Annotated in this window: 13 protein-coding genes; 3 read left to right on the top strand and 10 right to left on the bottom strand. The window is 61.4% G+C overall.

Translation table 11 applies throughout. The features are described from left to right. Position 1: 1 nt before the first annotated feature. Positions 2 to 1,729 (bottom strand): gamma-glutamyltransferase, encoded by a 1,728-nt coding sequence (ggt, locus tag AO065_RS10800; RefSeq protein WP_004887590.1) that lies wholly within the window; start codon positions 1,727 to 1,729, stop codon positions 2 to 4. Positions 1,730 to 1,992: 263 nt separating this feature from the next. On the opposite strand from ggt, the gene AO065_RS10795 reads away from it, so the two are divergent. Beyond that, positions 1,993 to 2,757, top strand: a complete 765-nt coding sequence (locus tag AO065_RS10795) for a response regulator transcription factor (RefSeq protein WP_004887592.1) — start codon at positions 1,993 to 1,995, stop codon at positions 2,755 to 2,757. A gap of 29 nt (positions 2,758 to 2,786) precedes the next feature. Beyond that, complete coding sequence (locus AO065_RS10790; RefSeq protein WP_004887594.1) at positions 2,787 to 4,121, top strand: ATP-binding protein; 1,335 nt, start codon at positions 2,787 to 2,789, stop codon at positions 4,119 to 4,121. A 405-nt stretch (positions 4,122 to 4,526) separates the two neighbouring features. On the opposite strand, the gene AO065_RS10785 is transcribed toward AO065_RS10790, so the two are convergent. From AO065_RS10785 to AO065_RS10775, 3 genes are all read right to left on the bottom strand, one after another. Further along, the gene (locus AO065_RS10785) at positions 4,527 to 6,497 is read right to left on the bottom strand and encodes a TonB-dependent receptor domain-containing protein (RefSeq protein WP_004887607.1); all 1,971 of its coding nucleotides are present in this window, start codon (positions 6,495 to 6,497) and stop codon (positions 4,527 to 4,529) included. An 81-nt stretch (positions 6,498 to 6,578) separates the two neighbouring features. Further along, complete coding sequence (gene mmsB, locus AO065_RS10780) at positions 6,579 to 7,466, bottom strand: 3-hydroxyisobutyrate dehydrogenase (RefSeq protein ID WP_004887609.1); 888 nt, start codon at positions 7,464 to 7,466, stop codon at positions 6,579 to 6,581. 30 nt (positions 7,467 to 7,496) lie between these two features. Continuing rightward, positions 7,497 to 9,023 carry a CoA-acylating methylmalonate-semialdehyde dehydrogenase gene (locus AO065_RS10775; protein WP_004887611.1) on the bottom strand — a complete coding sequence of 509 codons (1,527 nt, stop codon included), beginning with the start codon at positions 9,021 to 9,023 and terminating at the stop codon, positions 7,497 to 7,499. Between the two features lie 159 nt (positions 9,024 to 9,182). Here AO065_RS10775 and AO065_RS10770 point away from each other — a divergent pair, with 159 nt between their 5' ends. Next, on the top strand, positions 9,183 to 10,130 hold the full coding sequence (locus AO065_RS10770; protein ID WP_004887612.1) for a LysR family transcriptional regulator: 948 nt from the start codon (positions 9,183 to 9,185) through the stop codon (positions 10,128 to 10,130). Positions 10,131 to 10,210: 80 nt separating this feature from the next. On the opposite strand, the gene AO065_RS10765 is transcribed toward AO065_RS10770, so the two are convergent. The 6 genes from AO065_RS10765 to recC all read right to left on the bottom strand — a co-directional run bounded on the left by AO065_RS10765 (position 10,211) and on the right by recC (position 21,915). After that, positions 10,211 to 10,597 (bottom strand): VOC family protein, encoded by a 387-nt coding sequence (locus AO065_RS10765; RefSeq protein WP_004887615.1) that lies wholly within the window; start codon positions 10,595 to 10,597, stop codon positions 10,211 to 10,213. 1 nt (position 10,598) lies between these two features. After that, positions 10,599 to 11,612, bottom strand: coding sequence for an isopenicillin N synthase family dioxygenase (locus AO065_RS10760; protein WP_004887617.1), 1,014 nt, complete (start codon positions 11,610 to 11,612; stop codon positions 10,599 to 10,601). 226 nt (positions 11,613 to 11,838) lie between these two features. Then, positions 11,839 to 12,477 (bottom strand): cysteine hydrolase family protein, encoded by a 639-nt coding sequence (locus tag AO065_RS10755; RefSeq protein ID WP_004887620.1) that lies wholly within the window; start codon positions 12,475 to 12,477, stop codon positions 11,839 to 11,841. A 182-nt stretch (positions 12,478 to 12,659) separates the two neighbouring features. Continuing rightward, positions 12,660 to 14,753, bottom strand: coding sequence for an exodeoxyribonuclease V subunit alpha (recD, locus tag AO065_RS10750; RefSeq protein WP_004887621.1), 2,094 nt, complete (start codon positions 14,751 to 14,753; stop codon positions 12,660 to 12,662). Next, complete coding sequence (gene recB / locus AO065_RS10745) at positions 14,750 to 18,442, bottom strand: exodeoxyribonuclease V subunit beta (RefSeq protein ID WP_004887622.1); 3,693 nt, start codon at positions 18,440 to 18,442, stop codon at positions 14,750 to 14,752. Before recB ends, recD begins: the two co-directional genes overlap by 4 nt. Continuing rightward, entirely contained in the window at positions 18,439 to 21,915 is a 3,477-nt protein-coding gene (gene recC, locus AO065_RS10740) for an exodeoxyribonuclease V subunit gamma (protein WP_004887623.1), read from the bottom strand. Before recC ends, recB begins: the two co-directional genes overlap by 4 nt. Positions 21,916 to 22,113 lie beyond the last annotated feature (198 nt).

The following is a 22,113-nucleotide window of genomic DNA, read 5'->3' as shown; positions in this document are numbered from 1 at the left end:
ATCAATACCCCAACGACAACCCCGTATTACGACGCGGGTCATTGGCGCCATAGAAGCGGTTGTTGCCGACCGGTTTGCCGTCCAGCGACGGAGCGCCCACCAGAATCGCTGCCACGTGGTTCATCGGCTGTGGACCTGCAAACTTGTGGCCCCAGCTCTCGAGGATCTTCAACGTATCCGGGCTGACCGCGAAGGTGTCCAGGTTGGTCGTATCCGGCTGCCATTGCTGGTGGAAACGTGGCGCATCGACCGCTTCCTGAATATTCATGCCGTAGTCGATCACGTTGAGCATGGTCAGCAGCGTTGCAGTGATGATACGGCTGCCGCCTGGCGTGCCGACGACCATCACGGTCTTGCCATCCTTGGTGACGATGGTCGGGCTCATCGACGACAGCGGCGTCTTGCCCGGCGCGATGGCATTGGCTTCGCCCTGCACCAGACCGTACATGTTCGGCACGCCCGGCTTGACGGTGAAGTCGTCCATCTCGTCGTTGAGGATGACACCGGTCTTGCTGGCCATGACGCCTGCACCGAACCAGTTGTTCAGGGTGTAGGTCACCGAGACCGCGTTGCCCCACTTGTCGACAATCGAGTAGTGCGTGGTGTTGCTGCCTTCATGCGGCGCGACGCCCGGCTTGATCTTGTTCGAATCACCGGCCTTGTTCGGATCGATGGCGGCACGCAGCTTGTCGGCGTAGGCAGGGTCCAGCAGGTGCTCGATGGGGTTTTTGACGAAATCCGGGTCGCCCAGATAGCTGTTGCGATCCACGTAGGCGTGGCGCATGGCTTCGATCTGATAGTGCGTGCCCTGCGCCGAGCGGAAACCCAGCTCTTTCATCGGGTAGCCTTGCAGGATATTCAGGATCTGGCAGATGACCACACCGCCGGAGCTCGGTGGCGGCGCCGACACCACGTGATAGCCCCGGTAGTCGCATTCGATGGGCGCCAGTTCACGGGTCTTGTAATGATCGAGGTCGGCCTGGGTGATGATGCCCTTGCCCGCCTGGCTGGAGTCGACCAGCGCCTTGGCGACCCAGCCTTTGTAGAAACCATCGCTGCCCTTCTCGGACACTTCGCGCAGGGTCTTGGCCAGGTCTTTCTGGACCAGTTTCTGGCCGACCTGCAGTGGCTCGCCCTTGTTGAGGAAGATGGAACCGGAATCGGCCATGTCCGCCTTGAACACGTCGGTCGCGGTGTGCAGCATGTCGATGTCGCCCTGGCGCAGGATGAATCCGTCTTCAGCCAGCTTGATCGCCGGCGCAATCACATCTTCGCGCTTGCGTGTGCCGTATTTGCTCAGCGCCAGCTCCATGCCTGACACGGTGCCGGGCACGCCGACGGCCAGATGGCCCTTGGCGCTCAGGTCCGGAATGACATTACCGTCCTTGTCCAGGTACATGTTGGCGGTAGCGGCCAGAGGAGCCTTTTCGCGGAAGTCGATAAAGGTCTTGCGGCCATCGGCCAGCTGGACGGTCATGAAACCGCCGCCGCCCAGGTTACCGGCTGCGGGATACACCACCGCCAGCGCGTAACCGACTGCAACCGCAGCATCGACAGCGTTGCCGCCATCCTTGAGTACATCGACGCCGACGTGAGTGGCCAGGTGCTGGGCCGTCACGACCATGCCGTTCTCAGCGGCGACCGGTGCCTGTGACGCAGCGAAAGTGGGGGAATACGCAACAAACAGTGCCGTCGCAATCAGCGATCTGGCGAGGGGTTCGAACTTCATGAGCAGTCTCTTCTTCCTGAATCCGGGACGTTTGATACCCACTGCCCACATGGAGGGCGATGGCGCTGCACTACCTCCCCAAGGCATACCTGCATCCTTGCGGTGGTCGAACCCGATCAAAGTAGCGGGTCCTGACGCGTTTACCTAGTGCAAAAGACCAAACGCATGTCATCCAGCACCCGCGCAGTGAATGGGATAAGATCGCGCCCACCAATGAGAATCATCCACAAATCCTCTCCAGCCCGTGCCGCAGGAACATCATGATGTGCGCGTCAACTTCATCTCGCCCGGCCCCACGCGTTCTGGTGGTGGATGATCATCGCAAGATCCGCGACCCGCTCGCGGTGTACCTGCGACGTCATCTGTTCGAGGTGCGCACGGCCGAAGACGCGGCGGGCATGTGGCAACTGCTCAAGCAGCAAAGCTTCGACGTGGTGGTGCTGGACGTGATGCTGCCGGACGGCGACGGCTTTGATCTGTGCAACCGCCTGCATCGGCGCGAGAACATTCCGGTGATTCTGCTCACCGCCCGAGACACTCCGGCCGATCGGGTGCGCGGCCTGGACATCGGCGCAGACGATTACATCACCAAGCCTTTCGAGCCTCGCGAGCTGGTCGCGCGGATCAACAGCGTGCTGCGCAGATGCGGACCGGCGCGCCCTGAAACTACAGTCGTTACACCCGAAGAAACCGCCACGCTGCATCGGCACTACGCGTTTGCAGGCCTGCGCTTTGCCGCCAGCACCGGGACGCTGGTACGACGTGACGGCTCGACTGTCAGGCTCAGTACCGTGGAGAGCCGCTTGCTGGGTGTGCTGCTCAACCACCCCAACATCATTCTCGGCCGGCAACGCCTGATCGACCTGACGGCGCGGCCCGGCAGCGAAGTCTACGACCGCGCCATTGACCGGCAGATCAGCCGCCTGCGTCGCAAGCTCGACGACAATCCGCTCGAACCCGAGCTGCTGCGCACCATCTGGGGCGACGGTTATCTGCTGGCCGCTGACGTGACTGTGCTCGACGCATGAAGTGGGTGAAATGCCTTTGGCCGAAACGCATGACCCAGCAACTGGGCGTGTTGTTGCTGCTTGCGCTGCTGGCGTCCAATGCCATCGCCATGCTGTACCTGCAACGCACCGGCGCCTTGATTCACCCGTTGTCACGCACGCTGGCCATTGAACGGCTGATCACCGCGTACCACGCCGCCCAGGGTCTGTCCGCCGATGATGCATCGCGCCTGTTGAGCGCCATGCAGACGCCGGACTCGGAGCTGTGGGTGTCCCGATATCCCATCGCAAATACACTGGACATGCGCGCCGAAGAACATCGGCTGGTCGCCGACCTGAGAAAGCGCCTGACCCTGCCCGACGAAACCACCATCGGCATGCAGCTCGAACGCATCAGCGGCGGTCCCGCCCGTGAGCACGTGTTCGTCGCGGCCGGTTGGGCACCCTTACGGTTGCGCACCAGCATCGACCTGCTCAACGGCTCGCAGTTGAATGCCATCCAGCATCCGGCCGGGGGTTATGAATGGGGGCGCATGCTCGCCTATACGCTGCCGGTGACGACCATTCCCGTGCTCTTGATCGTGGTGTTTTTCATGCGCCGGATCGTGCAGCCGATCAAAAGTCTGGCGCAGGCGACCGAGCGTGTCAGTCGGGGCGAATGGATACCGCCGCTGCCCATGACCGGCCCGCAGGAAGCCCGCGACCTGACCACCGCATTCAATGTGATGCAGGAGCGCATCGCCCGGCATGTCGAAGGCCGCACGCGCTTGCTCGCCGCCATCAGTCATGACCTGAACACGCCGATCACCGAATTGCGCCTGCAGATGGAATTGCTTGAGGAAGGACCCGAGCGCGACGACATGCTGGAAAGCCTCGACGAGTTGCGGGCGATGGTGCGCGAAACCCTGAACTTCGTGCGCGGCGATGCAGTGCAGGAAGCGATGGTCGACATTTCGCTGACCGGCCTTCTGGATGACCTGGCCAAACGTTACACCAGCATGGGCCAGCCGATTCGCTGGGACGGTCAGGATGAGATCCGGTTTCGTTGCAGACCGCTGGCGCTCAAGCGTGCGCTGACCAACCTGATCGACAACGCCCTCAAGCATGCGGGCGATGCCAGCGTCAGCGTGTGGACCGAGCCCGACGGGCATATTCGTCTGGAAGTTCTGGACCATGGACCGGGTATCGAACAGGCCTGGCTGACGCACGTGTTCGAACCGTTCGTGCAGTTGAGTCAGAGCGGCGCAGACACTGCACAGGGCGGCGGACTGGGCCTGGGGCTGGCCATCGCCCGCTCCTGCATCCAGGCCCACGGCGGCGAACTCACCCTGGAAAACCACCCGCCCTCCGGGCTGTGCGCTGTCGTGAGATTGCCCGAAGGCTAATCACCGCGCATGGGACGCAGAGCGTAATGCGCTCGGCTCATTGATCCCGCAATCTGTGCCATTTGTGACGCGGAGCGTCACGGGAGGCATGCCCACGCGGAGCGCTCATCGTTATACACAAGTCTTGCTGCAACCACGGACTNGCCACCACGTCTTCGACGTAGCGCTGTCGCGCAGCAAACACCGGACCGTGGGAGGCGGCTTGCCGGCGATGCGCTTTCCGAAGCGCCACATCGNGACTGAACTGGCGCCATCGCCGGCAAGCCGCCTCCCACGGGGTATGCATTCAGTCAGTCACTTTCGTTTTTGGCCCGGTTTTGCGCCTCTTCCGGACTTGTGTATAACGATGAGCGCGGAGCGTGGGCACGATCAGTGCTTAGTGATGACGCGACACTATTCCCGACATCAGAACCGTACCGTCGTACTCGCCCACAGTGTCCGACCGTAATTCACGGTGCCGTACGTTTCGTCATCCAGACGCTTGTCGGTGATGTTGTACAGCGCAGCATTGAACGACACGTTTTTGGTCAGTTCATACGAGCCGCCCAGATCTGCCGTGGTGTAGGCAGGCGACGGTTCGTCGTTGACGGTGTTGCCGTATTCCTTGCCGTAGTAGTTGGTCGCCGTCCACAGCTGTGTGCGGTCGTTGACGTTCCATTCAGCGCGCAGGTTGGCCTTGCGTTCAGGCGTCAGGGCCAGCGGCGCACCGGCATTGGCGCCGCTTTTCTGTTCCGAATCGGTGTAGGTGTAATTACCCTTGAGCGCCACGTCCGGGGTGATGTCCCAACGACCGTTCAGCTCGATGCCCTTGATCACCGCCTTGTCGACGTTGACACGGTCCATCACGATGAAGCCGTTCCAGCGCTCGGTGGTGGTGACGGTCGAGAGCTTGTCCTGGAAATCGTTGTAGAACACCGTCGCCCCGGCCGACAGGTCATTGCGGTTGGACCACAACGCCGACAGCTCGTAGTTGGTGCTGGTCTCGGGCTTGAGGTCCGGGTTACCGAACATCACGAACGTGTTGCGGCGCAGGTACGAATAACCCGGCACCACGGCGCGCACTTCAGGGGCCTTGAAACCACGGGCCACGCCGCCCTTGAACGTCCAGTCGTCCGTCGCGCGCCACACGCCATAAATGCGCGGGCTGAAATGCACGCCGTATTCTTCGTGATGGTCCATGCGCAGGCCGGTGGTCAGCGCGAACGTGTCAGTCACCGACCACTCATTTTCGGCAAACAGCGCTTTCTGCACCACTGAGAATTCATAATCCTTGCGGTCACCCAGGCCCTGATTCCAGTCCGTTACGGTGGTGTCGTTCCACTGCAGGCCGGTGGTGGTGATATTGCGTTCGGTCGGCATCACCAGCTTGGCATCCAACACGGTGTTCTCGACCGTCGGCTTGCGGCCGAGCACGTCGGTCTGGGCTGCGCTGGCCTTGCCTTCACGGCTGGACTTCTCGTGCGCCAGCGATACATCCGACGTCGCCCAACCCCAGCGACCCTGGTGAGAAATCGACCAGTGATCGCGATTGTTTTCCTGCTCGCGCGTCGCCCAGTTGGCGCTCAGGCCATCGCCGTTCCTCAGGCGCGTCGCCCCGGCTTCCAGCAGGATGTCGTGGTCAACCGTCGGTGTGATCGACAGCCGCGCGGTCATGTCGCGATGGTCAGCCTTGCTGAAGCCGTTGGTCTGCTCGATATCATCGTCCGCCTGACGATCCAGATAACGTCCCCAGACCTGCAGACCCAGCAGGTCGGTCTTGAGCGGGCCACCGAGGAAGAATTGTGTCTGTCGCGCATTGCCCTGATCGCTGTGCTGTCGCGCCGAATAATCGTAGGTGATCGAACCGCCCCACTCGGGCGTGACCTTACGCGTGATGATGTTGATCACCCCGCCAATCGCGTCTGAGCCATACAGCGATGACATCGGCCCACGCACAACTTCGATGCGCTCAATGGCTTCGGCGGGCGGGATAAAGCTCTGTTCGTAACCACTGTTGCCGTTGACCCGCGATTCACGGGCGCTCTGGCGTTTGCCGTCGACCAGAATCAGCGTGTAGTCGGCGGGCATGCCGCGAATAGAGATGTCGGTTTCGTTCGCCCCGCCATTGACGGTCACACCCTCGACATCGCGTACGGCATCGGTCAGGTCGCGGAACGAGCGCTTGCGCAGCTCGTCACCGGTAATGACCGTCATTGAGGCCGGTGCATCCTCCAGGTTCTGCTCGAAACCGGCGGCGGTCACCACCACGTCGTCGAGCGACAACACATTCGCCGACTCGATGACCGGCTCGGCCGCATAAACCTGACCCGATGCCAGACAGGCCAGCGCGACATTGACCATCACAGCCACAGGCCGCAAACGAAGAGGAGAATGCATGAAGCTTCCTTACGATTCACAAGTAAAAGAGAATCGTATGCATCTGCATTCAGGAAGGTTGGACAAGATGTGACAAGTCCCTCAGCTTTTCCTGCGATACCCCTCAATGATCGCCGAGAAGTCTTTCCCGCCCTCGCCCCGCAAACTCATGGACTGATACAGCTGATGCGCCACCGCACCGAGAACCACCGGCTGCTGCACCGACCTCGCCGCCTCGGTTGCCAGCCCCAGGTCCTTGAGCATCAGTTCGGCCCCGAAGCCGCCGGTGTACCCTCGCGATGCCGGAGCGGTTTCGACCACGCCCGGCCAAGGGTTGTAGGCTTCCGAACTCCAGCAACGGCCGGTCGAGGTGTTGATGATATTGGCCAGCACCTGCGTATCGATGCCCAGCGCATTGCCCAGCGCCATCGATTCCGACACACCGATCATCGAAATCGCCAGCAGCATGTTGTTGCAGATCTTGGCGATCTGACCGGTTCCGACTTCACCGCAATGCACGATATTTCGGCCCATCTGTTCCAGCACTGGCTTGAGCGTTGCGAAGTGCTCGGGCGAGCCACCCACCATGAACGTCAGCGTGCCCGCCTGCGCGCCACCCGTGCCGCCCGAAACCGGCGCGTCACCGAGCACAACGCCTTGCTGCGCAGCGACAGCGGCAATGTCGCGGATGGTCTGCGGATCGATGGTGCTGCAATCAACAGCAGGTGTGCCGGGGGCGATGCCTTTCAGCACGCCGTCATCTTTAAGGTACACACTGCGCACATGGGCTGCTGCTGGCAGCATGGTGATGACCAGTGCGCTGCCCTGGGCCGCCTGCCTGGGCGAATCGCTGATCTGCGCGCCCAGTTCAGCAAATTCGGCCAGCACGGCCTTGTTCAGATCAAACAGCTGCAGCGAGTGCCCGGCCTTGATCAGATTGCGGGCCATGGGCGCGCCCATATTGCCCAGACCGATGAATGCGATGTTCATTGTTATTCTCCTTCGCGGCACAGCCTGGGCTCAGCGCAGATTGATCGTGGTGTTCACGCCGTCATTCACGCTGTCGTCATCGAACCAGCGACTGGTGACAGTCTTGGTCTGAGTGTAGAACTGCACCACCTGTTTGCCGTACGGCCCCAGATCGCCCAGCTTGGAGCCCCGTGAACCGGTGAAGCTGAAAAACGGCACCGGGACCGGAATCGGGATGTTGATGCCTACCTGGCCGACGTCGATTTCACTCTGAAACTTGCGCGCCGCCGCACCGCTCTGGGTGAACAGGCCGGTGCCATTACCAAAGGGATTGGCGTTCACCAATGCGATGGCTTCATCCAGGGTATTCACCTCGATCACCACCAGCACCGGACCGAAGATTTCCTGGGTGTAGATCTGCATGTCGGTGGTGACGCCGGAAAAAAGCGTCGGTCCGACGAAGTTGCCACCCTCATAGCCCGGTACTGAAATGTCCCGGCCGTCCAGCTCGAGCGTCGCGCCCTCACGTACGCCGCTTTCAATCAGATCGACAATGCGCTGCCGGGCACGGCGGGAGATAACGGGACCGATGTCGGTGCCCGGCTCATGACCGGCATTGACCTTGAGCTTCTGCGCCAGCGCCTTGAGGTCCGGCAGCCACTGTTTCGAGGCGCCCACCAGCACCACCACCGAGGTCGCCATGCAACGCTGCCCGGCCGCACCAAAACCTGCGCCCACCAGCGCATTGAGGGTCTGCTCGCGGTTGGCGTCGGGCAGCACCACCGCGTGGTTCTTGGCCCCCATCATCGCCTGCACGCGCTTGCCATGCCGACCTGCAAGGTCATACACATGGGTGCCAACGGCCGTCGAGCCGACGAAGGAAATGGCCTTGATGTCCGGATGCGTGCAGATCGCGTCAACGACCTCCTTGCCGCCGTGCACCACATTGAGCACACCGGCCGGAATGCCCGCCTCGACCGCCAGTTCGACGAGCAGCAGGGTCGACAGCGGATCCTGCTCGGAAGGCTTGAGCACGAAGGTGTTGCCGCAGGCGATGGCCATCGGGAACATCCACAACGGGATCATCGCAGGAAAGTTGAACGGCGTGATCCCGGCACAGACGCCAATGGGCTGGCGCAGCGTGTAGGTATCGACACCACCGGCCACGTTTTCGGCAAATTCGCCCATCTGCAGCGTGCCGATCGAACAGGCATGCTCGACGACTTCCAGGCCACGAAAGATATCGCCCTCGGCATCGGCAAGGGTCTTGCCCTGCTCGGCACTGAGCACTGCTGCGATACGTTTGGAGTGCTCGCGGATCAGCGCCTGCAACCTGAGCATGATGCGCATGCGGGCACCGATCGGCGTCTCCCGCCAGGTGCGATACGCCTTGTGCGCAGCAGCCACGGCCGCGTTCACTTCAGTCGCCGTGGCGAACGGCACTTGCGCGAGCACTTCTTGCGTCGCCGGGTTGACGATGTCCTGCCACTCGTTGCTTTGCGAATCGACCCATTCGCCGTCGATCAGCAGTTTCACGCGAGCTACGGCCGTATTGTTCTTGTTCAGTGAGGCGTTCATTTCAACCGTTCTCCCTTCAGGCACACCGGACCTGCCGGGCACTCGATGCCCAGCCGTCACGGTTTCCCTGACAGCGTTGTTGTTGGATGGTCAGAGGGCGTGCTTTGGAGTATAGATGTGCAAACTTCTAACAAGAACGCACATAAAAGCAGGCTCAACATGCAAAAAAACATCACATCCCTGGGGCTGTTGAACTGGGATGACCTGAAGTTTTTCCTTGAAGTGGCACGCACCCGCAAAGTCAGCAGCGCCGCAAAACGTCTGGCGGTGGACTACACCACCGTGTCGCGACGCATCACCTCGCTGGAAAACTCGCTCGGCACACTGCTGTTCGAAAAGTCCCGCAACAACGGCTTCATCATGACCGCCGAAGGTCAGCGCCTGCTGGGTTACGCCGAGTCCATCGAAAGCACACTGCACCTGGCCTGCGAACAGGTGTCCGGCTCAAGCGTGGCGCTGTCCGGGCACATCCGCATCGGCTGCACCGAAGGCTTCGGCAGCTTCTTCATCACGCCGCAACTGAGCCACTTCCTCGACGCCTACCCCAGCATCTCGGTCGACATCCTGCCGCTGCCGCACTTCATCAGCCTGTCCAAACGCGAAGCCGACATCGTCATCGCCCTCGAACGCCCCGAACACGGGCCATACGTGTGCTGCAAACTCTGCGACTACAGCCTGCGCCTGTACGCCACCCAGGACTATCTGGACAACCACCCGCCGATCCAGCGCAAGGAAGACCTGAGCCAGCACCCGTTCATCAGCTACGTCGACGACCTGGCCTTCAGCTCCGAACTGCTCTATCTCAGCAACCTGCTACCCAACGCCCAGGCGCAACTGCGCAGCACCAGCGTCATCGCCCAATACACCGCCGCCCTGCAAGGCCGCGCCCTGGCAATCCTGCCGTGCTTTCTGGCGTCACAGGATCCACGGCTGGTGCCGGTGCTGGAGGATGAAGTAGAGATCGTTCGGCAGTTCTGGATGTACTGCCGGGAGGATTTGAGGAAGCTGAAGCGGATTACGGTGTTGTGGGATTACGTGAGGGAAGTGACGGAGATGAACCGGGGGTTGTTGTTGGGGGAGACAGCGACCCCCTGTTTCAAGGACTGAAGACCATTCGCCGCTCACGATGAGGGCGGCATGTAGGCCTTGTTGAGCCAGCCGCCCTTTTGACCTGAGACAACAACGTTTCAAAGCATAAAGTTGATCCTGAAAACATTCCGCTCCGGGTCCAACAGCACGGCCTGATACCAGTTGTAATACGTCAGATACGGCGCTTTTATCAACGTGGCGCCCTGCTCTACCGCCAGCGGCACCAGCCGGTCTACTTCGGCTTGTTCCGACACATCGATGTTGAGCAGGAACTTGCATCCGGTGCTGCCCGCGAACTCGTTGAGGCCCAGCAGTTCATAGGCATCAAGTGCATTGAAACCGATGCAGGACTTGCCCGTGTCCAGTCCGCGGAAGATCGGCGATCTGATTGCTTCGATTTCGGGGAAGCCGAACAGCTCCGAGTAGAAAGTGCTCAGGCGAATGATGTCCTGGGCGAACACGTTGACGTAAGACAGTGAGTTCATGTCAGGCCACCTTACTGCCGCCAAAGGTGGTCTGTTTGACGAATTTGGACAGCAAGTGATCGCCCGATGTGACCGGCGCATGCCGAGGCGTGGCGTCAGACGGCAGGCAGCCGGGCAGACACTCGATCAAGGTGTCGTAGTTGGGCTGATGAAAGAACACCAGTGACTGACGCCGGTTGTCGTGCTCGCTGGTCATCGGCGGGTTGACCACTCGATGCAGCGTGGAAATCCACTGGTCGTTGGTCCACTGCATCATCAGGTCGCCAATGTTGACGACAAAACCATTCTCGACATACGGCACATCGACCCACTCGCCTTTTTTATTGCGCACTTGCAGACCGCCCAGTGCGTTGTCGGGACGAACGATGGTCAGGCTGCCGTAGTCGGTATGCGCGCTGGCCCGTAATTGCCCTGCCTCGACTTCGGTCTTGATGTCGGGGTAACTGAGGCTGCGGAACATGCTGATATGACGGTCAATCCTGTCGTCGAAAAAGTGCTCGTCCAGTTCCAGTGCCAGGGCAAACAGGCGCATCAATGATTGAGCCAGTTCGCTCATGGCGTCGAAGTAGGCTTGATAAGCCTCTTTGAATCCAGGCAGCAGTTCTTGCGAAGGCCAAACGTTGGGGGCGAAGTGCGAACCCGCTTCGGCGTTGTGGTAGTAATCCTCATCCGGCACGTTGCTCGGCCCAATGGAAAAAGACTCCTTGAGGTCGCCCGGTGCACTTTCTTCCAGCGAATACGACAGGCTCTCCTCGGCAATCGCGCTGTAGCCACGCACCATCTCCGGACTGGGTCGGTCAACCTTGCGCTTCTCGGCCAGTGGCAAATCGAAGAACTGCCGGGTCAGACGCGAGACCCTGTCTATCAGCTCGTTGGGAATCTGGTGTTCGGTTATCACCAGAAAACCGATGTCCTTGCACGCCTGATTGACTGCCTGCGCCACGGCTGCCTTGCCGTCCGGTTCTCCTGAAAAATACGGGGCCAGGTTAACGATGGGCACATAGTGCAGAGTCATGTGGCTGATTCCTCTCGCTGACAGGTTTCGGAAAAGGCTCGCCTTCAGGGGTGAAGGCCAACGAGGCGAGAGCAGAAACCATGCCACTGGAGAAATTCATGACGCATACAAAACGTTAGCTTTTCATGCACTCGGACCGGATCAAATGGTCTGAAACGGAGTGCATGGTTTGAAGGCGCAATGACGAAAAACGGGCCAGAATTGAGCACGCTCTTATCTACGCTCTCTAAACACTTTCGATACGCTGAATGACGTCGGCAGTCGTGGTGACTTCACCGAACTCATAGGCAATCGTCGTCAGCGATATGCGCTGAACCTCTTCAGCCGAAACAGCGCCGAACCCAACATCCGGGTAGTCCATCGCAGCATTCGCGTCGCTCAGGGCGATGACCTTGTACTCGCGGTGCACGCCGTCCCTGATGGTGGTTTCGCAACACACGTTGGTGACCGTACCGCAGACGATGATGGTGTCCACATCCCGCGCACGCAGCACGGTGTCCAGGTCGGTGTTGTGGAAACCGCTGTAGAACAGCTTGTCGATAATCACATCACCCGATTGAGGCGCGAGCGCTTCGATAACCTCAACGTCCGGGTCGTGCCGCGCGAGGATCTGGTCCACGTTGGGGTATAAATCGCGCATACGTCCGGTGTCCGAACCATCACCGCGCACGATGTGGCGCAGATAAACCACCATCAACCCACCCGCGCGCGCGGCGTCCAGCAGCCGCTGGATGGGCTGGACAATGGCAGCGGTATTTTTTACGTACAGCGCACCTGTGGGCTCACAAAAGACCTTTTGCATGTCAACGACGATGACCGCCGTTCTGCGTGGGTTGATCGACCACTGAACCAAGGGTTTGCTCATTGGATTCATCTCGGTTGAGCCTGACAGGCTGGAGAGACATACCAAGCAATAAGCGTGCTGTCGGGCGTGAGTCGTGATGAACGACGCTTTGAGACCGCCGTCGCGCAACGTCGAAGACGTGGTGGCGCCTCCTACAAAAAAGCGTGCATCCCGCAGGTTCGGCGCTACACCATGAGCCAGCATCAAAGCCCCAGCATCAATCCGCTCAGCCGCTTCACCTTGCGCCGCAGCGCTTCTTCGAACACGCCCTGGCGTGGCTCGATCAGGCTGAACCAGTGTTTGGCGCGGGTGATGCCGGTGTAGATCAGTTCCTTGGTCAGCACCGGGTTCAGGGCTTCCGGGAGGATCAGCGCGGTGTGGGCGAATTCGGAGCCCTGGGATTTGTGGACGGTCATGGCGTAGACGGTTTCGACTTCGTTGAGTCGGCTCGGCAGGACGAAGCGCACGCCGCCGCTGCCATCGTTGCGCGGGAACGCCACGCGCAGGACCTGTTTGTCTTCGCCTTCACGTTCCGGCAGGCGAAGGGTGATGCCGATGTCGCCGTTCATCAGGCCAAGGCCGTAGTCATTGTGGGTCATGAGTACGGGGCGACCTTCGTACCACTGCTGCTCGCTTTCGATCAGGTTGGCGTTGAACAGCGCGTGAGTAATGCGCTGGTTCAACCCCTCAACGCCCCACGGACCTTTGCGGACCGCGCAGAGCAGTTGAAACGAATCGAAGGCTTCCAGAACGGAGCGTGCCCACAGCGTCCAGCATGGGTCGTCGAGGGTCGAACCTTGTGCCGGGCGTTCATTGGCCAACACGTTCAGGTAATGCCGATAGCCTTGCGGTCCCTGCTCGCCTTTGCCGAGACCGTCGAGCACGAGCCGTTCGAACTTGAGGTCCTGCTCGCCTTTCAGCGCCAGTGCGAAAACGTCACTGTGACTGCCTGCCGCCAGCAGCGCCCGCGCCTGTTGGTCCTGTTGTTGGTTGACCAGTCGCGCCAATTGCCCGATGCCGCTGCCCTGCCCGAAACGGCGCGAGTGACGCAGCATCACCACTTGTTGCGCCAGCGGGTGCTGTTGCGCATCGCCCTGGCGCAGACCGCCCTTGTCCAGTTGCTCGCCGCTGACAGCTTCCAGCCAAGCCTGGGTTTCAGGGCTGTAGAAACCTTCTTCAGCGTCGCGACACAGGTCGCCCAGCACAGCACCCGCCTCGACGGAGGCGAGTTGATCCTTGTCGCCCAGCAGGACCATGCGCGCATGTGGCGGCAAGGCGTCAAGCAGGTTGGCCATCATTTCCAGGTCGATCATCGATGCTTCATCGACCACCAGCACGTCCAGCGGCAGCGGGTTGCCTGCGTGATGACGGAAGTGCCGCGTACCGGGACGACTGCCCAGCAAACGGTGAACCGTGGTGACTTCGGCCGGAATCTTCTGCCGCACCTCGGCGCTGACATCCAGACTCTGCACCTGTTGGCTGATGGATTCGGTGAGTCGCGCAGCGGCCTTGCCGGTCGGTGCCGCGAGACGAATGCGCAGCGGCTGGCCGCTCTGCACCGCAGGCGCTTGCAGCAGTGCGAGCAGGCGCACCACGGTGGTGGTCTTACCGGTGCCCGGTCCGCCGGTGATGATGCTGAACGCCCGACGTGTGGCCAGTGCGCAGGCCAGTTTCTGCCAGTCGATGACTGCATCCGGCGCAGGGTTGGCCGCGCCGAACAAGGTGTCGAGACGCTGCGCCAGATCTGACGGAGGCGCTTCGTCCTGCGCCAGACGCTGACGCAATGCCGCCGCGATCCGACGCTCGTAAGTCCAGTAGCGGCGCAGGTACAGGCGTCGATCCGACAGCACCAAGGGCTTCTGCAGCGCCTCAACGCTGGAGTCTCCTGCCCGAGCCACCAGAGAGCTGTCCGCCAGCGCCTGGCACCACGCAGCACCGTCCAGCGCCGCTAGCAACTGCGAAGGCAACAGCATCGGTGTGCTTTGCAGGTCCCCTTCCGGCGGCAGCGACAGGGCGAAATCGGGTTCTTTCAACGTTTCGTAAAGGTCGAGACACACGTGGCCGTGCCCCAGTTGATGGCTGGTCAGCGCGGCTGCGACCAGCACCAGCGGATCGGCTTGGGGATCGAGGTCACTGAGGAACGCCACGAAGGCGCGGTCCAGTGCGCGCAACCAGCCACGCTCGACCCAGCGTTCCAGCAGGATCAGCAGATCCTGAACGCGGGTCAGCGGGCTCAGGTCTGCGAGGCTGACGTCATTCAGCGCAGTGGGCAACAGCTCTTCGAACGAGCGACTCATGCGAAGGCTCCTGATAATTCCTGCGGTAACGGTTTGCCCTGAAACAGCAGGTCCAGGCTTTCAATCAGCTCGCGCGGCGGCCGGGTGAAATAAGCGCCCTGAGTGGACGCATGGGCGCCGCGCAGGAACAGGTACAGCGCGCCGCCCATGTGCTGGTCATAGTCGTAATCGGCCAGCCGCGCCTTGAGCTGTCGGTGCAAGGCCAGCAGATAGAGCACGTATTGCAGGTCATAGCGGTTGTCGAGAATCGAGGCTTCCATCGCCAGCTCGGTATAGGCGGTCTCGTCCGCTCCCAGCCAGTTGGACTTGTAGTCGGCCACGTAATAGCGCCCTTCATGCTCGAACGTCAGGTCGATGAAGCCTTTGAACATGCCGTTGAGCGAGACGGTTTCGGTGGCCGCGCGTGGCGCGTTGTCGTGAGTGAAACGGCGCACGAGGGCATCCATCTGCCTGACGTCGACCTGATTGCTGGCGAACCAGAACTCCATCTCGACGCGATATTGATTGGGTTGATCCAGTTCGCCCAGCGCTACCGGCGTGGCATCCGGCGACAGGCGCAACGGCATGTTCAGCACATGCTGCAGCCAGTCACGCAGGGTGTTGATCCAGCCTTCCCAGCCGCGACGGTTACAACGTCGGGCGACGGCATCTTCAAGTCTCTCAGGGTCGTTGGCGGTCTGCGCAAACCCCTCGTTGCCCGCCCATTCCAACAGACCGTGCAGAAAGGTGCCGGGGTTAGGGCCGCGAGGAAAGCGATGGATGTCGCCGCCGCTGGCCGGCACGTCGCGAGGCGCTTCGGGGTCCAGACGTTCATCATCGAACAGTTTCTGCGCCTGCGGGCTGTCCGGAGACTGGTCGGCACCGGCGGTGATCGTATCGCCGATGCGCAACGCGCTGTACGAGGCGATCCACCAGTTTTCGGCAGCACGCCGTTTGGGCACCAGCGGCTTGAGCAGCGAAGCTTCATTGCGCGGCGCGCTGAAGCTGTCTGTGGTCGGCTCGGGCACCGGCTGCAGCGCAATGGCCTCGCAGCCCGCATGCAGATCCCGCAGCCAGACTTTCAGATCAGCCGACTCGGCGAGCACCGCACCGCCACCCAGCAGATAGCCCAGCGCCGAACGGTGCAGCATTGAGCTGTTGGCGTTGCCGCGTTTGAGGTCGGCGACGCCCAGCCAGCAGGCGTGTTCCGAACGGGTCAGGGCGACGTAGAGCAGACGCAGGTCTTCGGCCAGGCGCTCGTCGTCCGACTGCTGAATCAACGCTTCGGTGGGCTGCAGACTGATCTGCGCGTTGCCCTCGGCATCATGAAATTGCAGCGGCAGGCGACTGCCATCCACAGGCTTGGAAGAACAGATGAACGGCAGGAACACCAGCGGATACTGCAAGCCCTTGGACTTGTGAATGGTCACGACCTTGACCAGTTGCTCGTCGCTTTCCAGCCGCAGGATCTGCTCTTCGCCCGCCTGCCCGGACAGCGCCAGATGATCGCCAAGGTGACGAATCAGGGCCTGTTCGCCATCGAGCTCGGCAGCGGCCTGTTGCAGCAGTTCGGACAGGTGCAACAGATTGGTCAGCACGCGCTCGCCATCGGTGCGGGTCATGAGGGTCTGTGGCAAGGCGAAGTCATGCAGCAGGCGACGCAGCATCGGCAGCACGCCCTGGGTGCGCCAGATGGCGCGATAGCCACGGAACTGCATGACGCGCCGCTCCCAGGCCAATTCGTCCTGATTCAGGCGTTCCAGCTCGGCCAGCGGCAGATCGAGGGTGATGCAGGCCAGCGCAGCCCGCAACGTGCGCTCCGAATCGGGTTCGGCACAGGCCTTGAGCCACGACAGCAGATCGTGGGCTTCCTGCGCGGCGAACACCGAGTCCTTGTCCGACAGATAAACGCTGCGCACGCCCCGCGCCGAAAGCTCGTTGCGCACGGCCTGTGCTTCCTTGCCGTCACGCACAAGAATCGCAATGTCGGCGGGACGCAGGCCACGCAGCACCTTGTCTGGCGCGGCAAACCCGGCGAGACCTTGCTGACCGGCATTGAGCAGTCGCACGATTTCACTCGCGCAACTGGCCGCCAGTTGTTGACGATAAGTGACGCCGGATACCGGTTGATCGCTTTCCAGATGCCAGACCGTCAATGCCGCGAGCGCTGCGCCGTCCACCTGCAGCGTCTCCTTGCGGCCTTGGGCCAGTGCTCTGGAGAACGGCACGGGATTGTTTTCGCCTTCTCGAAACAGAAACGCCCCGCGCCCTTCCGCACGCAACTCGGCGCGTTCGAACACATGGTTGACCGACTCGACCATCGCGTGGCTGGAGCGGTAGTTGGTGTCCAGCGTGTGCCAGCGGCCCGACGTCGCCTGACGCGCACGCAGGTAGGTGTAGATATCGGCACCCCGGAACGCGTAGATCGCCTGCTTGGGGTCGCCAATCAGAAACAGGCCGGTCTGCTCGTCGTTGTCTTCGAGACGATAGATGCTCTCGAAGATGCGGTACTGCACCGGGTCGGTGTCCTGAAACTCGTCGATCAGTGCGACGGGAAACTGTTCGCGGATCAGGGTCGCCAGCCGCTCGCCGCCTGCGCTGTGCAGGGCGCTGTCGAGCCGGAGCAGCATGTCGTCGAAGCCCATTTCCGCACGGCGACGCTTCTCTTCTTCAAAACGCGCGCTGACCCATTGCGCAGCGTGTTGCAACACGGCGGCGTCAGGCTTCGGCAGGCCATCGAGCGCCGCCTTGAGTTCGAGCATTGCCTCGAAGGCCGGGTGCGAAGGCGCGTCGCTTTTCCAGGCCTCGGCGATACCGTCGGGCGTCAGTCGGGTGAAACCGGTGCCCAGGTCCAGCGCCTCCACCGCTTCGTCAGCGGCCCAGGCGGCCAGTTTTTCGAACCAGGGCCTGAAGTAGCGCTCCTGCATCTTGCGGCCATCGACAATCTTGCGGGCCACGCCGTCCATACAGATCGCCTGCAGTTCAGCGGTCCAGACGGTCCAGGGTGCCTTCAGTGCGGCCACCGCTTCGCGCCGCTCCAAAAGGGACGCGGCGATCAACTCGGCAGGCTCCTGCGTGCCGATGTTGCGCTCACGTCCGAACAGGCCGCGCACGCGGGGCAACAGCGCCGCAGGACCGCTCCAGTTCTCGCGCACCCAGGTCAGCGCGTCGCCGCTCATGGGATAGCAGAACCGACGCCAGTAGTCGCGCAGCACTTCGCCGAGCAGATCGCTGTGATCGGTTTCCAGGGTCTGGGTGAACAGACTGCCACTGTCGAAGGCGTGCTCGCGCAACATGCGCTGACACCAACTGTGGATCGTCGAGACCGCAGCCTCGTCCATCCACTGTGCGGCGATATCCAGGCGGTTGGCGCAACTCGGCCAGAGCTCGGCGCTGAATTGCTCACGCAGCTCAGCAATCAGATCATCGGGCGCGTCGATTTCGTCACGGAAGAATCGCGCAGCCTCGGCGAGTCGGGTACGGATCCGGTCGCGCAGTTCTTTCGTCGCGGCATCGGTGAAGGTCACCACCAGTATTTGTGGCGGCAGCAGTTCGCGGCCGAAACCTGACGATTCGTCACCGTGCCCCAGCACCAGGCGCAGGTACAGCGCCGAGATGGTGAAGGTCTTGCCGGTGCCGGCGCTGGCTTCGATCAGTTGACTGCCGCGCAACGGGAAACGCAGGGCCAGTGGAAGTGTCATGTCGTTCATGCACTGGCCTCCGGGCTGGAGAGCGATTGCCATGAGGCGTCGTAGATCGGCTTGTACAGTGTTTCGCACCAGCCGACGAATTCTTCGCTGTCCATCAAGGCATCAAAGTCCGGGTACTGGCGGGCCAGCGCCGTGCTCTCCCGACGCTCGCCATCGGTGGTCTGGCCGTCGCCTTCATAGGCTTTGCGAGCGGCGGCCTCGGCTTTGTCCAAGGGTTGTCCCAGCCAGGCGAATGCAGTTTTCACGGCCACCGGCAACGGCTGCTGCATACCGCGCAGCCAGGCCATCAACAGGTGATTGAGGGTTGTGACAGCGGCATCCTTTTCCAATGGAGCCAGCATAAGGGTTTCATCGCTGGCCACCAGTGCGGTGCTCAATGGCAGCTCACAGGCACACGCCACCAGATGATTGACCCACGGCCGGATCAGCCGATGCCACTTGCGGGTTTTCTTCGAGCCGATGCTGTTGGGAATCGCCGTAACCAGCAACAACTCGCCTCGCGCATTGCGGTGCAGCCCGCCCAACCAGCCGTCGATGCTCACACCGCCATGGCTGAAGCTGATTGGCAACGCACTGCTTAGCGGCTCGGGCCATAGCGTCAACAGGTCCTGATAACGCCTGAGTACATCGGGCAGCGGCTCGATCAACTCCTGCTGCATGCAGATGCCGAAACCTGCCAGTGGCAGCAGACCGCTGGCCTGCAACTTGAGCGCCTGTGCCTGGAGGGCGTTGTCGATGTCATCCGGCTGCGCCATGGCGGCGTTGAGCAGACTGTCGCTGAGCCCGTAACGCTCCAGCGCGTCGAGCACGAAGGGTTCTTCATCGGCCAGCGGGGCTTCGGCCACTTCGAAGTAGATCTTCAGACGTTGACTGAAAAAGTGCTTCACGGGGTTGCGCAGAAAGTCCTGCAGTTGGGCAATGGTCAACGGCTCTTCCTGCTCATGAGGCGTTAGCCCCGGTGATACAGGCATCTCGAGCCCCGTCTCGTGCAGTAATCGCCATTCGCGGGCGAAGCTGAAATAGCCGGTGCCTTCATGAAAATAATGGGCGCTGAAAGGTTGCAACGGATGTTCCAGCGTCAACGCTTTCAGCAGCCGTTCTCCCTCATCGAGCTTGCCGGTTGTATCTGGCTCACCGGCCAGCTTCCAGCCGCTGGCCAGATGATCACGCAGTTGACCGATCAGCACCGATGCGGGCCGATCACTGTTGTCACGAATGCTGCGGCCGACCCAACTGATGTAAAGCTGATCCCTAGCGGATAGCAGCGCCTCCAGCAGGAGATAGCGGTCGTCTTCACGTCGCGAACGGTCGCCGGGGCGGTAGTCACTGCCCATCAGGTCGAAGTCCAGCGGCGGCTGTGCGCGCGGGTAATCACCATCGTTCATGCCCAGCAGACAGACCACTTTGAACGGAATCGCGCGCATGGGCATCAGCGTGCAGAAGTTGACCGAGCCTGCCAGAAAGCGCTGGGACAGCCGACCCTGGTCGAGCCCGGCCAGCCAGGCTTCGCGAACGACCGTCAAAGGCAGCTCGTCTATGAGGCCGACGGTTTCGCAGGTCTCCAGCCAGTTCTCGCGCAGGCTTTCGAGTTGGGCGAGCAGGTAATCGTCGTGCTCGCTGTCGGCGGCAAAGAAGAGCTGCAGCACAGCTTGCAGGCGAGTCCCCCATTGCGTCGGGGTGGCCGGTTTCGAGAGTTCGCCATGAGCGGCCTCCAACGCATCGATCAGGGCCACCAGCGGACCGATCAACGCGGCGTCCAGCCCTCCGATTTCATCGTAAGGCTCAATACCTTCGTAGGCAGCACCGGCACCGACTGCATAGCCGAGCAACATGCGGCGCAGGCCGAAGTGCCAGCTGTTCTGCTCCAGCGCATCCGGCAAACCCAGCCCTGCACGTTGAGGTGCGTTCAGCCCCCAGCGGATGCCTGCGCCTTCGATCCAGCGATGCAGGGTCGGCAGGTCACGCTCCTGAATCCGGAAGCGCGCGCGCAGCGCCGGGACGTCGAGCAGGTCAAGAATTTCGCTGACCGGAAAGCGGCTGTCGGGCAGTTTCAGCAGGTGTTCAACAGCGATCAGCAAAGGCTCGCGGCCACGTTGCCCCTGGTCTGCCAGCGTGAAAGGAATGAAGCGACGATCATCGCGCTCTATCTGGCCGAAGACAGCGCGAATGTGCGGCGCGTAGCTGTCGATGTCCGGAACCATGACGATCACATCACGCGGACGCAACTCGGGATCACGACTGAAACGGGCCAGGAGCTGATCATGCAGCACTTCGACTTCCCGTTGCGCGCTGTGGGCGACATGAAAGCGGATGGAGCGATCCTTCAAAGCGTCTACGGCGGGCCAGAGCTCCCGCGTTTCATCCAGAGGACGCAGCTCAAGGATGTCATCCTGCAACTGATTGAGTATGTTCCTGGGTTCGCTTTCGCTGAACAGGTCGATGCGCTCGTCCTTGAACGAGGCACGATAGCTACGCGGGTCGTCATGGCTGTCGAGCAGGTTGATGTAGTCGCGACCCTGCTTGCCCCATGCCGCGAGCAAGGGATGCGCGTGCTGGTGGAGGGCCTCGGGGTCGAGCACCATTGGCATGCCGGTCTTACGAGCCTGACGCTTGTACTGATGACGCAACAGGTCCTTGTCGGCAACGATATCGGCCCAGTGATGGCGGCATGGGTTGTGGACGCAGAGCAGAACCTGACTGAAACGGGCCAGTCCGGCGAGCGCTTCGAGCGCCTGCGCGGGCAGTGACGAAATACCGAATACGATGACACGTGCGGGCAGTCCGGCGGGGGCTTCAGTCAGCGTGCTGATGCGCTCGATGAAACGCTGATGCACGCCTGCACGGCTTTGCGCCATGCCTTCTGCCCCGACGTCATGCAGCAGCGCTCGCCACAACTCCGCCTGCCAGCAGTTGGAAGCGGTCAGCGGCTTGGGCTCACCTCTCACGTTGCGCAGCTGATGACGTCCGGCCGCCCAGTCTTCCAGCCAGTCGGCGCGATACACCTGATATTGGTCAAATAAGTCAGACAGACGCTCAGACAATTGATAGCGCTTGCGCAGATCAGTGTCGGCCGTCAGAAAGCGCTGCAAGGGTTCGAAGTGAGGCTGATTGATGAGTTCGGGCAACAGACGCATCAGGCGCCAGGTCAGCGGGCCTTTGTCGAGCAGGGATGTCTCGGGGATTTCATCTCGACCGAGGACTGTCCGGTAGAGCTTCCACATGAAACTGCCGGGTAACTGGACGTCGATGGCTGCAGCGATACCGCATCCGCCGAGGTCTTCGTCCTGCGCATCTTCGGCCAGAGCCAGCTTCAGCCACTGGGCGATGCCGTTGCTCTGTACCAGCGCAATCTCGTTCTCCAGTGGTGCCAGCGGATAACGCCTCATCCAGGAAACAACCAGACTGCGCAGCTCATCCAGGCGGTTGCCATGAACCACCATGAAGCCAGCGCTCAGCGAGGTTGTAACGGGCATGCTTGCTTCCTTGACGTTAACGAGTGAAACCTGAGGCCAAACCATAAGGGCAAGCGCACTGGATTGCCACACACAAGTTGAACGCAGAGATGGCTGGCGAGCGTCGTGGGTCTTTTGCAAACGCCACAAAGACAAAACCCCTCACCGCGTGAGCGATGAGGGGTTCTGGAATTTAATCTTGACGATGACCTACTCTCA

It is taken from the genome of Pseudomonas viridiflava (assembly GCF_001642795.1).
Classification (GTDB): Bacteria; Pseudomonadota; Gammaproteobacteria; order Pseudomonadales; family Pseudomonadaceae; genus Aquipseudomonas; species Aquipseudomonas viridiflava.
Note: the sequence above shows the minus strand (reverse complement) of the source record. Positions and strands in the feature narration are given on the sequence as shown.